The sequence below is a fragment of the Burkholderia cepacia genome (assembly GCF_001718835.1).
GTDB classification, from domain to species: domain Bacteria; phylum Pseudomonadota; class Gammaproteobacteria; order Burkholderiales; family Burkholderiaceae; genus Burkholderia; species Burkholderia cepacia_F.
Genome location: NZ_CP013443.1, coordinates 3,486,181 through 3,499,146, shown reverse-complemented (window position 1 = coordinate 3,499,146; position 12,966 = coordinate 3,486,181). Strand labels below are relative to the sequence as shown.

The following is a 12,966-nucleotide window of genomic DNA, read 5'->3' as shown; positions in this document are numbered from 1 at the left end:
ATTACTGCTGAAAGGCTTGCGCTCGCCCTGGACGGGCGTTCGCGGCCGGTAAAACCAGGCTCTGAACAATGACGGAACGGGTGAAACGGAAGATCGGACGATGGGTGGCAGGCGCGCTTGGCGCGTTGCTGATGCCGCTCGCGCTCGCGCAGCCGCCCCACGGCGGCCATGCGTTCGGCGGCGGCGACCGCGGCCTGCGCGCGTCCGGTGGCCCGCCCGTGTGGCGCCATGCACCGCAGTGGGGCGGCAACCCCGGGGCGCGGATGGGCGCAGGCGTCAACGGCTCCGGCCCTCGCTGGGGGCTGCGGCCGACGCCGTCGTACGGCCATTACGCCGCGCAAAGCCCGTATCGTCCGATCAGCGCCGAGGTGCGCCAGATGCCGCGCCCGCCGGGCGGCGGCAACGTGCCGCTGCGCGCCGGTTCGATCCGCGCCGACGTCGCGCGCTACAACGAGGAGCGCGGCGGCCGTCCGATGCCGCCGCCCCGCTCGCAGGAAGAGCCTGCGCACTCGCCGTTTTTCTCCCCGTTCTACCGAAACTGAGCGAAACTGAACGCGCCCGCGTTCCGTCCCCCGCCGACTGATGCGAATTCGCCACAGTCGCGCACAGATTTCCGCTGATTTTCCCGCCGCATTGCGCTATCTTTCGCGCCCGGTTCGCGCGAGACGCGCCGCCGTGCCGCCGCGTGACGAGCTCGCGCGTTGCCGCCGCGCCCCGTCTGCCCCCGAACCGCCGCCGCGAAGTTAATGCTGCCGCTATACCAGCAATAAGTGTGCGCAATTTTGACCGGACAAATGATCCGTAAAGATGGCTGCGCCCCATACGACGCAAGCAGCGGCCCCTATAACAACGCTCGCGCCGCCCGGTTTCTTATCGACAATCCCTGGAGATCCAATGAAAGCATTCGCTCGCCGTGCGTCGCGCACGTCCGCCGCGCTGGTCGCGGCCGCCGCCTGCGTCGCCGCCGCGCCCGTCCACGCGCAATCGAGCGTGTCGCTCTACGGTCAGGTCGACGAATGGGTCGGCGCAACCAAGTTCCCGGGCGGCGACCGCGCGTGGAACGTGAGCGGCGGCGGGATGTCGACGTCGTACTGGGGCATGCACGGCGCCGAGGATCTCGGTAACGGCTACAAGGCGATCTTCACGCTGGAAAGTTTCTTCCGCGCGCAGAACGGCCAGTTCGGCCGCTTCCAGGGCGACACGTTCTTCGCACGCAACGCGTACGTCGGCATCGATTCGCCGTACGGCACGGTGACCGCCGGCCGCCTGACGACGCACCTGTTCCTGTCGACGATCCTGTTCAATCCGTTCTACGACTCGTACACCTTCTCGCCGATGGTGTACCACGTGTTCCTCGGCCTCGGCACGTTCCCGACCTACCCGAGCGACCAGGGTGCCGTCGGCGATTCGGGCTGGAACAACGCGCTGTCGTACACGTCGCCTTCGTTCGGTGGCCTGAATTTCGGCGCGATGTACGCGCTCGGCAACCAGGCCGGCGACAACGGCTCGAAGAAGTGGAGCGCGCAGTTCAACTACGCGAACGGCCCGTTCGCGGCGACCGCGGTCTACCAGTACGTGAACTTCAACAACGGCCCGCGTGACCTGAGCGCGCTCGTGGCCGGCATGAAGAGCCAGGGCATCGCGCAAGTCGGCGCGACCTACGACCTGAAGTACGTGAAGCTGTTCGGCCAGTACATGTATACGAAGAACGACCAGGTCGCGGGCAGCTGGCACGTGAATACCGCGCAGGGCGGCGTGTCGGTGCCGCTTGGCGTGGGCAACGCGATGGCGTCGTACGCATACTCGCGCGACGCGGGCGGCCTCGACCAGACGCGCCAGACCTGGGCCGTCGGCTACGACTATCCGCTGTCCAAGCGCACGGACGTCTACGCTGCGTACATGAACGACCACATCAGCGGCCTGTCGACCGGCAACACGTTCGGCGCCGGCATCCGCGCGAAGTTCTGACCCCGCGGGCACGCCGCCGCGCGAGCCGCGCCGGATTCGTGCCCTGTTTCGTTTTGTTGAACGGCGCCGCCCATTGCGGCGCCGTTTTGCCTTTCTTGACCTTTCTGTTTCCCCGCCTTTGTTACCCTATCTCGTAATTGGACCATTCCCCCGTCATTACGAGCTAGTTCGATGGATACCCTCGTCAGCATGAATGTGTTTCGCTACGTCGTCGAAGTGGGCAGCTTCGTCGGCGCGGCCGAGCGCATGCAGATGTCGGCTGCGATGGCGAGCAAGCACGTAATGCATCTCGAGCAGCAGCTCGGTGCGCGGCTGCTGCATCGCACGACACGACGCGTCGCGCCTACCGAGGCCGGACGCGAATACTACGAGCGCCTCGTGCAGGCGCTGTCGGAACTCGACGAAGCCGGGCAGGCCGTCGGCGCCGCGAGCGTGGTGCCGCAAGGCAGGCTGCGCGTCACGTCGCTGTCCGCGTTCGGGCTGCGGCACGTGATGCAGGCCGTCACCGATTATGCGGGCCGGTTCCCGGACGTGACCGTCGACATGACGCTGTCCGATCGCGTGGTCGACCTGATCGAGGAAGGCTACGACGTCGCGGTGCGCGCGGCGCCGAACGGATTGAAATCGTCGTCGCTGGTCGCGCGGCAGATCGCGACCGCGCACATCCTGCTGGTCGCGTCGCCCGAGTATCTCGGGAAGCACGGCACGCCCCAGACGATCGCCGATCTCGCACACCACAACTACCTGCGGCGCGACTCGAATTCGACGATGCTCGACGCGCTGGTGATCGACGCGGCCGCCGCGTCGCGCGTGAACCTGAACGGCAACCTGATCGTGAATCATCTCGAAGGGCTGCGTGCGGCCGTGCTCGCGGGCGCGGGCATCGCGCTGCTCGGCACCGAGGTGGTCGGCGACGACATCGAGTCCGGCCGGCTCGTGCCGGTGCTGATCGATGCGGTGCCGCCGCACGAGGCGCCGATCTATGCGGTCTACGCGAGCCGTCGTCACGTGTCCGCGAAGGTGCGTTCGTTCGTCGATTTCCTGGCGGCGCGTTTCGAAGGGCAGTCGCTGTGCCCGTCGATCGAATCGCGCCTGCGCGTGCTGCCGATCACGCGGATGAAGCGCGCGGGCTGAGCGGCGCGACAATCGTCGCAGGAAAGCCGCAGCAAACAAAAAGCGCGAACGCCGTGAGGCGTTCGCGCTTTCGTTTTGTGCGACGCGTCCGGGTTGCGGTGACGCGTCGCGTCAGCGCGGGATGCCGAGCCGCGCCTTCGCGTCGTCGTACTCGCGCTTCAGGCGCTCGACGAGCGCGCCCACGCTCGGCAGGTCGTCCATCAGGCCGACACCCTGGCCGGCACCCCAGATGTCCTTCCACGCCTTCGTCTTGTCGCTGCCGAAATTCATCTTGGTCTTGTCGGATTCCGGCAGCGCGTCCGGATCGAGGCCCGCCTTCTCGATGCTCTCGCGGATGTAGTTGCCGTGCACGCCCGTGAAGAGGTTCGTGTAGATGATGTCCGACGATTTCGCGTTCAGGATCGCGTGCTTGTAGTCGTCGATCGCGTGCGCTTCCTGCGTCGCGATGAAGCGCGTGCCCATGTACGCGAAATCGGCGCCCATTGCCTGCGCGGCGAGGATCGAGCCGCCGTTCGCGATCGAGCCGGACAGCACGATCGGGCCGTCGAAGATCTTGCGGACTTCGCCGACGAGCGCGAACGGCGAGGTCGTGCCCGCGTGGCCGCCCGCGCCGGCCGCGACGAGGATCAACCCGTCGACACCGGCTTCGAGCGCCTTCTGCGCGTGACGCAGGTTGATCACGTCGTGCAGCACGATGCCGCCGTAGCCGTGCACCGCGTCGACGATCTCGCGCGCCGGCGCGCGCAGGCTCGTGATGAAGATCGGCACCTTGTGCTCGACGCAGACGCGCACGTCGTGCTCGAGCCGCGCATTCGACTGGTGGACGATCTGGTTGACCGCGATCGGGCCGATCACTGCGTCGGGGTGCTTCGCCTTGTGGTCGGCCAGCTCGGACTGGATCTGCGTGAGCCACTCGTCGAGCAGTTCGGCCGGACGGGCGTTGAGCGCGGGGAACGAACCGACGATGCCCGCCTTGCATTGCGCGAGCACGAGTTCGGGGTAGCTGACGATGAACATCGGCGACGCGATGACGGGCAGCGTCAGGTTCTGCAGGACGGTGGGCAATGCCATGTGGAGTCTCCTGATACTGATCCTGATCGTGACTGTACGTGACAGTGACAGCGCGAACGGCGCTTCGAGTGTAGCCGGTGCGGCCGCCGCGCAGGTCTGCCGCACATATTAATACGAACGATCGTGCGTTTGCTTGCGAGCTTAGCAAAGTGCGCCGCGCGCGGGCAATCGAGTGAGTGTTCTCTTTCTATGAATTCGGGTATTCACGCCGCTGTGCGGCTGCGAACGCGCTCCTAAAATAACCGCCATAACAAACCAACGAGAAATAAACCATGTCGTTTGAGGCGTTTGCACCGTTTCGCGTGACGGTGCAGGACACCGACATCTTCGGTGTCAAAGGAGGCGCGGGTCCGCCGCTCCTGTTGCTGCACGGACATCCGCAAACCCACATGATCTGGCATCGCGTGGCCGCGACGCTCGCGAATCATTTCACGGTGATCGCCACCGACCTGCGCGGTTACGGCGCGTCGGGCAAGCCGCCGAGCGACGCGCGGCACGCGCCGTATTCGAAACGCGCGATGGCGGCCGACCAGGTCGCCGTGATGCGGCATTTCGGCTTCGAGCAATTCCATGTGTGCGCGCACGATCGCGGCGCGCGGGTCGCGCACCGGCTCGCGCTCGATCATGCGGACGCCGTCGAGCGGATGATGCTGCTCGACATCGCGCCGACGCTCGCGATGTACGAGAAAACCGATCGCGCGTTCGCGACCGCGTATTTCCACTGGTTCTTCCTGATCCAGCCGGAGCCGCTGCCCGAGACGCTGGTCGGCGCGCATACCGATGCGTACATCGAGCGCGTGATGGGCAACCGGTCCGCCGGGCTCGCGCCGTTCGCGCCCGAGGCGCTCGCCGCGTACCGGGCCGCGCTCGCGCAGCCGGGCGCCGTGCATGCGATGTGCGAGGACTACCGCGCGTCCGCGACGATCGATCTCGAGCACGACCGTGCGGATCTCGAGCGCGGCAACAAGGTTGCGTGCCCGCTGCGCGTGCTCTGGGGCGAGCACGGGATCGTCGGCCGCTGCTTCGATCCGCTCGACGAATGGCGCCGCGTCGCGCGCGACGTCAGCGGCCGCGCGCTCGAGTGCGGGCACTACATTCCGGAAGAGGCGCCCGTCGCGCTGATCGACGAACTGCTCGCGTTCTTCGAGGCGCGCGACGCGGCCGCCTGACGGCACGCGGGCGGCGCGGCCGGCTGCTCAGCGGTGCGCGCCGTCGTCCTCGACGAGCGGCGGCAGCCGGCGCGGCACCGGCGTCGATTTCACGATCGCGGTGCTCGTCTCCGCGCGCTCCGTCACTTTCGACAGGATGTCGTCGAGGTGCGCGATCGTGCGCAGGTAGAGCCGGCAGATGAAGCAGTCGTCGCCGGTGACCTTGTCGCACTCCACGAATTCGGGAATCCGGCGCAGCATCTCTTCGACGAGATGCAACTGGCCGGGCAGCGGCTTCACGCGGACGATCGCCTGCAGCGTATAGCCGAGCGCGCGCGGGTCGAGCTCGACGGTGAACGCGGCGATCACGCCTTGTGCCTCGAGCCGCCGCACGCGATCGGCCGTTGCGGGCGCCGACAGCCCGATCTGCCGGGCGAGTTCGCTGGTGGCGATACGCGCGTCGTCGGCCAGCGCCGAGAGAATCGCGCGGTCGGTCGCGTCGAGCGACGCGACGGCGGGTGGGGAAAGGCGTTTCGGCATGATCGCTTTGCTTTCGAAGGTGAATCGGCTGATTCACTTCAGTTTAGCCGTGGTTGAGACGAAAGCAAGTTTCTAGAATCGAAGTCATCCACTCTCTTCAACGGAGTTCATGATGGCCTCGAATGAAATTCGCCGCGGCGCCGCCGAGATGGTCGTCGCGATGATGATGTCCGGCACGATCGGCTGGCTCGTGATGTCGTCGCAGCAGCCGCTGACGAACGTCGTGTTCTTCCGCTGCCTGTTCGGCGCCGCGACGCTCGCGATCGTCTGCGCGGCGTTCGGCTTCCTGCGCCGCGCGCTGTTCTCGCCGCGGATGCTCGCGCTTGCGACGCTCGGCAGCGTCGCGATCGTCGCGAACTGGCTGCTGCTGTTCGCCGCCTATTCGCGCGCATCGATCTCGATGGCGACCGCCGTCTACAACACGCAGCCGTTCATGCTCGTCGCGCTCGGCGCGATCGTGTTCCGCGAGCGGATCACCGCGTCGACGCTCGCGTGGCTCGCGCTCGCGTTCGTCGGGCTCGTCGCCGTGGTGCGCGTCGAGCCGGCCGTGCTCGCGGTACCGGGCGAATATCTGGAGGGTGTCGCGCTGTCGCTCGGCGCGGCGTTCCTGTATGCGATCTCGTCGATCGTCACGAAGCACCTGAAGGGGACGCCGCCGCACCTGCTCGCGCTGCTGCAGGCCGGTATCGGCATCGTGCTGCTCGCGCCGTTCGCCCACTTCGGCACGCTGCCCGCGACGGCCGGGCAGTGGCTCGACCTGATCGTGCTCGGCGTCGTCAACACGGGCCTGATGTACGTGCTGCTGTACGGCGCGATCCAGAAGCTGCCGACCGCGATGACCGGCGCGCTGTCGTTCGTCTATCCGGTCGTCGCGATCGTCGTCGATCACTTCGCGTTCGGGCAGACGCTCGCGTGGACGCAGGTGCTCGGCGCGCTGCTGATCCTGCTCGCGGCGGCCGGCGTGAATCTCGGCTGGCGCATCGTGCCCGCGCGTCGCGCGGTGGCGGGGCGCTGAAACGGTCGTGCGATTCGGCTTGCCTCTACGGTTCACCGCTACGGAGCGAAAAACGTGCCGCGCACGCACGTGAAACAGGCTGTAAGAAGTTGTAGGGAAACACCCGATGCGAGCGGTGCGCGTCGCTCGTATGATGCGGGCTGTGACGTTGATCACGTTCACAGGATTCCGATCTCGATGCCGTTCGCCCGTCAGGCTGAACGGCTTTTTTTTATGCGCCGCTCCTCGCAATCAGGCGCCGCCGCGCGTCGAGCCGCGCGAGCAGCACGCGCCGCGCGTCGTCATCCGACGTGCGCCATCCCTTGATCTCGTCGCGCGTACGCAGGCATCCCGCGCACCAGTCGGTGCGCGGATCGATCCGGCATACGTCGGTGCACGGCGATGCGACGGCGCTTTGCGGCACGTCGCTCATGCGGATTCCCGCAACGCGACGTCCGCGACCGGCGCGCCCGTCAGCGACACCAGTTCGTTCGGCGACAGGTTGAACACCGCGTGCGGATGGCCGGCGGCCGCCCACAGGCTGTCGAGCGCGAGCAGGTCGGCGTCGATCAGCGTGACGGGTTCGACGAGATGGCCGATCGGGCAGACGCCGCCGATCGCGTAGCCGGTGTTGTCGCGCACGAACTTCGCGTCGGCGCGGCCGACCGCGCCGACCTGCGCGGCCACCTTCTTCTCGTCGACGCGATTGACGCCGCTCGCGACCACGAGCACCGGCGCGCCGTCCGACTGGCGGCGAAACAGGATCGACTTCGCGATCTGCGCGACCGAGCAGCCGAGCCCGGCCGCGGCTTCGGCCGACGTCTTGCCGGTTTCGGCGAGCATCACGATGCCTTTCGCATGGCCGCGCTCGCGCAGCAGCAGCGCGACGCGTCGCGCGGAATCGGGGAGGGAATCGAATGAAGCGGGTGTCGTCATGTTGAGGAATCCATCGAATACCGGGGTCATACGCAGTTCGCGGCGTCGGCCGCGCTCTGCGCCTTGGCGAGCAGTGCGCGACCGGCGCGCGACACGTTTGCGCGGCCGATCGCGTTCGAGATGAAGTCGCCGGCGGCGACGACCTGCGCGAGATCGACGCCGGTGTCGATGCCGAGGCCCTGCATCAGGTACAGCACGTCCTCGGTCGCGACGTTGCCGGTCGCGCCCTTCGCGTACGGGCAGCCTCCGAGGCCCGCGACCGACGCGTGGAAGATCTCGATCCCTTCGAACAGCGCCGCGTAGATGTTCGCGAGCGCCTGGCCGTAGGTGTCGTGGAAGTGGCCCGACAGGCGCTCGCGCGGAAACACGCGCGTGACGGCCGAGAGCACCTCGCGCGTGCGCTTCGGCGTACCGACGCCGATCGTGTCGGCGATGTCGATCTCGTCGCAGCCGAGCGCCGCGAAGCGCTCGACGACGTCGACGACCGATGCGACCGGCACGTCGCCCTGGTACGGGCAGCCGAGCGTGCACGACACGCTGCCGCGCAGCCGCACGCCCGCATCCTTCGCCGCCTTCGCGACGGGCTCGAAGCGCGCGATGCTCTCGGCGATGCTGCAGTTGATGTTCCGCTGCGAGAACGCCTCGCTGGCCGCGCCGAAGATCACGACTTCGTCGGCGCGCGCGGCGAGCGCGTTCTCGAAGCCCTTCAGGTTCGGCGTGAGCACCGAGTACACGGTGCCCGCGCGGCGCTCGATGCCGGCCATCACGTCGGCGCCGTCGGCCATCTGCGGCACCCATTTCGGCGACACGAACGACGCGGCCTCGACGTTGCGGAAGCCGGCGCGCGACAGCCGGTCGACGAGCGCGATCTTCACGTCGGTCGGCACGAAGGTCTTCTCGTTCTGCAGCCCGTCGCGCGGGCCGACTTCGACGATCTTGACGGCGGTGGGGAACGTCATGGTTGTCTCCTGGTTTGCTTGCTGGTTCAGTAGCCGCGCGCGTAGTCGACGATGCCGCCGATGCGCTCGCCGCGCTCGAGCGCGCGGATCTTTCCGGCGATCTGGGCAACGGCCTCTTCGCGCAGCGTCTCGGCCGAGCTGTGCGGCGTGATCGTGATGCGCGGCGCGCGCCAGAACGGGTGATCCTCGGGCAGCGGCTCCTGGTGGAACACGTCGAGCGTCGCGGCGGCGATCCGGCCGCTCGCGAGCGCGTCGAGCAGATCGGCCTCGACGAGATGCGCGCCGCGCGCGACGTTGATCACGTAGGCGCCGGGGGCGAGACGCGCGAACGTGCGCGCGCAGAGGATGCCGTCGGTGTCGGGTGTGCTCGGCAGCAGGTTGACGAGCACCTTCGCGCCGTCGATGCACGCATCGAACGCACCGTCGCCGGCGAAGGTCGCGATGCCGTCGAGCTGCTTCACGCTGCGGCTGTAGCCGCGCACGGGCAGGCCGAGCGCGGCGAGCGCGCGCGCGACCTGCGTGCCGAGCACGCCGAGGCCGAGCACGGCGACGGTGAAGCCGGCGCGCGCATGCGGCTCGAGCGGCCGCCAGCGGCGCTCGCGCTGCTGCATGTCGTATTCGTCGAAGCGGCGCAGGTAGCGCAGCACCGCGTGCGTCACGTATTCGACCATCTGCTGCGCCATGCCCGAATCTTCCAGCCGCACGAGCGGCACGTGCGGCGGCAGCGTGCCCGGATGCGCGCGGTCCAGCGCGAGCAGCGCGTCGACGCCGGCGCCGAGGTTGAAGATCGCACGCAGGCCGTCGCGCGGGGTGAAGAATTCGCGCGGCGCGCGCCAGACGAGCGCGTAATCGGCGGCGGCCGTGTCGCCCGGCTGCCACGCGCGCAGTTCGGCTTCCGGCAGCGCATGCGCGATCTCGTCGCGCCACGCGCCTGCTTCCTGGTGCGGGGAATGGAACAGGATCTTCATCGGACGATTGCGCGCGCGCCGGCGAGGCGCGTCACGGGAACGGCGAGCGGAGCCGGGCGCAGCGCGCCGGCGGGCGTAGCGGACATCGGGCGTCTCCTGACGACCGGGCGCCCGGCGCGTCGGCGCCGGGCCCCGGTTCCGTGTGAAGCTGACGGGAAGCCCACATTCTACGGTTTCGCGACGCATCGCGCGCCGGTGCGCGGGGTGACCGGCGTGGGCGACCGGCGCGGGCGACACGCGGGTGGCCGCTCCACGGATGGTCGCCCCACGGATGGCCGCCCCACGGATGGCCGCCCCACGCAAAAGCAAAGCACAAAATATTGGTTCGGCCGCCGGGCGGGCCGCGCCACAATCGAATCCCGTCTTCAAGCAAGCGAGGGCAATCATGCGCGCATGCAGCAAATCGGCGTGGCCGCCGCGCCTCGTTACCGTTCCGGGCCTGCACGGCAGCGAAGGCGCTCACTGGCAGACCTGGCTCGAACGGCAGTTCCCGCGCTCGCTGCGCGTCGAGCAGGACGACTGGGACGCGCCCGATCTCGCGCGCTGGGCGCAATCGGTGCGCACCTTGCTCGACCGCGAACGCGGGCCGTTCGTGCTGGCCGCGCACAGCTTCGGCTGCCTCGCGACCGCGCATGCGCTCGCGCAGTGGCCGCGAACGGGCGATGTCGCGGGCGTGCTGCTCGTCGCGCCCGCCAGCCCGAAGAAGTTCACGTTTGCCGGGCCGTTCGACGCGCGCCGGCTTGCCGTGCCGTCGATCGTGATCGGCAGCGAGACCGATCCGTGGATGCCGCTCGCCGACGCGCGCACGCTCGCGCAGCACCTGGGCAGCGCGTTCGTGAACCTCGGCGACGCCGGGCACATCAATACCGCGGCCGGCTTCGGGCCGTGGCCGCGCGCGAAGTACTTCATCGACACGCTCGTCCACTGCGCGGCGCCGCTGCGCTTTCGGGATGAGGCGAGGGAGTTCGATGCCGCCTTCGCCGCCAGTGTGCTCGCGCACGCGGTCTGACGCAGTGCGCACGCGCGATGCCGCGCGCCACCACGAAAAACGCCCTGCGGCGCGGGCCGAGGCCCGCCCTGCAGGGCGTCGTCTTTCGACGCGCAGCGCGAGCGGCCGTTACGCGGTGACGGGCTTCACCGCCGCCGGATCCGAATAGCTCGGCCGGCCGTTCTCGACGTGGCCCGCGAAACGGCGCGAGAACGTGCCGGCCGCGCCGTCGCTCACCGTCACGTCGTACCACTGGTGACTCGCCGCGAGCGACCATTGCTCGATGCGTTCGTCACCGCCATGCAGCGTCACCTGCCGCGACGGCGCGCCGTACGCGTTGTCGGCCAGCGTCAGCGTGACGTGAGCCCCGCCGGCGTTGCGCAGCTTCAGGTACAGGTTCCCGTTCGCGACGTCGTAGCCGGCCTTCACTTCCGGCTGCGCAGGATTGCGATGGGCGGCCGGGGCCGACACGTTGCCGGAGAACATGCGCACGAAGCCGTTCGGCCCGTACACCGAGAACGTGTACGCACCGTTCGTCGTCGTCAGGTCGAAGTCCGCATGGAGCACGCGGCGAGCGCCGACCGTATAGCGCCACGGCCCGTCGGTGCGGTTCGTCGCATACACGTGGAAGTGCGCGCCCTGGTTGCCGCGGTTCGCGAATTCGATGCGCAGTGTGGTCCCGCCGTGAATGCTCGCGTTCACGTGCAGTTCGTACGGCAGCGCACGCGCCGGCCGCACGCCGGGCTCCTGCGGGTCGACCGGCGACGGCGTCGCGGGCACGGTCGGCGCGGGCTGCGACGTGCACTGCTGGTCGGCGATCGAGCGGTACTGGCTCGTGTCGGGCAGCGGCGGGAACGACGCGTCGGACGAGCGGAAGTCGAATGCGGCGGTGAGGTCGCCGCAGACCGTGCGGCGCCACGGCGTGATGTTCGGTTCGTCGACGCCGAAACGCTCGCCGATGAAGCGGATCACCGACGTGTGGTCGAACACCTGCGAGCACACGAAGCCGCCCTTCGTCCACGGCGACACGACCGTCATCGGCACGCGCGGCCCGAGGCCGTACGGCAGGCCGTCGGCCGTGTAGCTGCCGCCGCGGCCGGGGTTCACGACCGTGTGCAGCTCGCCGTCGGTCGTCACGGTCGACGCGCCTTGCGCGGCCGACGCCGGCGGCTGCGGCGGCACGATGTGATCGAAGAAGCCGTCGTTCTCGTCGTACATGATGAACAGCACGGTCTTGCGCCATACGTCCGGGTTCGACGTGAGCGCGTCGAGGATCTGCGACGTGTAGTTCGCGCCGTACGCGGGCGTGTATTTCGGATGCTCGGAGAACGCTGCCGGCGGGCACAGCCACGACACCTGCGGCAGCCGGTCGTTGATCACGTCGTTCTTCAGGTCGTCGAGCGTGCGCGCCGTCTGCGCGCGCTGGTACAGCGACGAACCGGGCTTCGCGTTGATGAAGTTCGCGAAGTTCTGCAGCACGTTCGTGCCGTAGTTGCCGTTGTACGGATCGTTGCCCATCGTGCCCTGCTGGTAGATCTGCCACGACACGCCGTGCGCTTCGAGACGTTCGGGAAAGGTCGTCCACGACAGCAGCTGGTAGGCGGGCGGCCCGTCGCCGTCGACGTAGTCGGTGTTGTCGAGCAGCGGGCCGCCGAACTTGCCGGTCGGGTCGACCGTGCCCGTCATCAGGTACGAGCGGTTCGGGTGCGTCGGGCCCGGCAGCGAGCAGAAGTAGTTGTCGCACACGGTGAACGCATCGGCGAGCGCGTAGTGGAACGGGATGTCCTCGCGCACGTGGTAGCCCATCGTCATGTCGGTCTTGTTCGCGGGCCACTGGTCGTAGCGGCCGCCGTCGATCGCCGCGTGCGTCTTGTACCACGAGTGGTCGAGATCGCCGACGCACTGCGCGCTCGTCGTCAGCGTGTTGAGCCGGAACGGCAGCACCGGCTTGCCCGGGTCGGCCTTCGACGGCTGGTACCACACCGGCTTGCCGTTCGGCAGCGGGATCGGGAAGCGGTCGTTGTAGCCGCGCACGCCGCGCAGGTGTCCGAAGTAATGGTCGAACGAGCGGTTTTCCTGCATGAACACGACGATGTGCTCGACATCGCGGATCGTGCCGGTGCCGCGCGCGGCGGGAATCGCGAGCGCGCGGCGGATCGATTCGGGGAAGGCGTTGAGCGCGACGGCGGCGCCCGCGGATTGTGCGACGGTATGCAGGAAACGGCGGCGGCTCGATGACGTCATGTTATTTCACCTCGGT

Annotated in this window: 13 protein-coding genes; 6 read left to right on the top strand and 7 right to left on the bottom strand. The window is 68.4% G+C overall.

The window, feature by feature from the left end; all coding sequences use genetic code 11:
* The first annotated feature begins 68 nt into the window (after positions 1–68).
* The 3 genes from WT26_RS19345 (at position 69) to WT26_RS19335 (ending at position 3,102) form a co-directional block, all read left to right on the top strand.
* Positions 69–542 (top strand): peptide-binding protein, encoded by a 474-nt coding sequence (locus WT26_RS19345; protein WP_069273562.1) that lies wholly within the window; start codon positions 69–71, stop codon positions 540–542.
* 352 nt (positions 543–894) lie between these two features.
* Positions 895–1,968: a porin gene (locus WT26_RS19340; RefSeq protein ID WP_069273561.1), complete on the top strand. Its 1,074-nt coding sequence runs from the start codon at positions 895–897 to the stop codon at positions 1,966–1,968.
* Positions 1,969–2,139: 171 nt separating this feature from the next.
* On the top strand, positions 2,140–3,102 hold the full coding sequence (locus WT26_RS19335; protein WP_069273560.1) for a LysR family transcriptional regulator: 963 nt from the start codon (positions 2,140–2,142) through the stop codon (positions 3,100–3,102).
* 111 nt (positions 3,103–3,213) lie between these two features.
* Here WT26_RS19335 and WT26_RS19330 read toward each other — a convergent pair whose 3' ends face one another.
* A complete protein-coding gene (locus WT26_RS19330; RefSeq protein ID WP_059521161.1) occupies positions 3,214–4,173 on the bottom strand; it encodes an NAD(P)H-dependent flavin oxidoreductase in 960 nt (319 codons plus the stop codon).
* Between the two features lie 272 nt (positions 4,174–4,445).
* Between WT26_RS19330 and WT26_RS19325 the strand changes: the two genes are divergently transcribed.
* Positions 4,446–5,342, top strand: a complete 897-nt coding sequence (locus tag WT26_RS19325) for an alpha/beta fold hydrolase (RefSeq protein WP_059521162.1) — start codon at positions 4,446–4,448, stop codon at positions 5,340–5,342.
* Positions 5,343–5,369: 27 nt separating this feature from the next.
* On the opposite strand, the gene WT26_RS19320 is transcribed toward WT26_RS19325, so the two are convergent.
* The gene (locus tag WT26_RS19320) at positions 5,370–5,861 is read right to left on the bottom strand and encodes an Lrp/AsnC family transcriptional regulator (RefSeq protein WP_059521163.1); all 492 of its coding nucleotides are present in this window, start codon (positions 5,859–5,861) and stop codon (positions 5,370–5,372) included.
* A gap of 112 nt (positions 5,862–5,973) precedes the next feature.
* Between WT26_RS19320 and WT26_RS19315 the strand changes: the two genes are divergently transcribed.
* The gene (locus tag WT26_RS19315) at positions 5,974–6,876 is read left to right on the top strand and encodes a DMT family transporter (protein ID WP_069273559.1); all 903 of its coding nucleotides are present in this window, start codon (positions 5,974–5,976) and stop codon (positions 6,874–6,876) included.
* A gap of 211 nt (positions 6,877–7,087) precedes the next feature.
* On the opposite strand, the gene WT26_RS19310 is transcribed toward WT26_RS19315, so the two are convergent.
* Genes WT26_RS19310 through WT26_RS19295 form a run of 4 tightly spaced genes read right to left on the bottom strand, consistent with a single transcriptional unit; the run spans position 7,088 to position 9,718 of the window.
* Positions 7,088–7,288, bottom strand: coding sequence for a DUF1289 domain-containing protein (locus WT26_RS19310; protein WP_069273558.1), 201 nt, complete (start codon positions 7,286–7,288; stop codon positions 7,088–7,090).
* Positions 7,285–7,791, bottom strand: a complete 507-nt coding sequence (locus WT26_RS19305) for a YbaK/EbsC family protein (protein ID WP_059521166.1) — start codon at positions 7,789–7,791, stop codon at positions 7,285–7,287. The genes WT26_RS19310 and WT26_RS19305 overlap by 4 nt, the downstream gene beginning before the upstream one ends.
* 26 nt (positions 7,792–7,817) lie before the next feature.
* Entirely contained in the window at positions 7,818–8,750 is a 933-nt protein-coding gene (locus tag WT26_RS19300; protein WP_059521167.1) for a hydroxymethylglutaryl-CoA lyase, read from the bottom strand.
* 26 nt (positions 8,751–8,776) lie between these two features.
* The gene (locus tag WT26_RS19295; protein ID WP_069273557.1) at positions 8,777–9,718 is read right to left on the bottom strand and encodes a 2-hydroxyacid dehydrogenase; all 942 of its coding nucleotides are present in this window, start codon (positions 9,716–9,718) and stop codon (positions 8,777–8,779) included.
* A gap of 385 nt (positions 9,719–10,103) precedes the next feature.
* Between WT26_RS19295 and WT26_RS19290 the strand changes: the two genes are divergently transcribed.
* Positions 10,104–10,727: an RBBP9/YdeN family alpha/beta hydrolase gene (locus WT26_RS19290; protein WP_069273556.1), complete on the top strand. Its 624-nt coding sequence runs from the start codon at positions 10,104–10,106 to the stop codon at positions 10,725–10,727.
* A gap of 108 nt (positions 10,728–10,835) precedes the next feature.
* Here WT26_RS19290 and WT26_RS19285 read toward each other — a convergent pair whose 3' ends face one another.
* A complete protein-coding gene (locus tag WT26_RS19285) occupies positions 10,836–12,950 on the bottom strand; it encodes a phosphocholine-specific phospholipase C (protein ID WP_069273555.1) in 2,115 nt (704 codons plus the stop codon).
* Positions 12,951–12,966 lie beyond the last annotated feature (16 nt).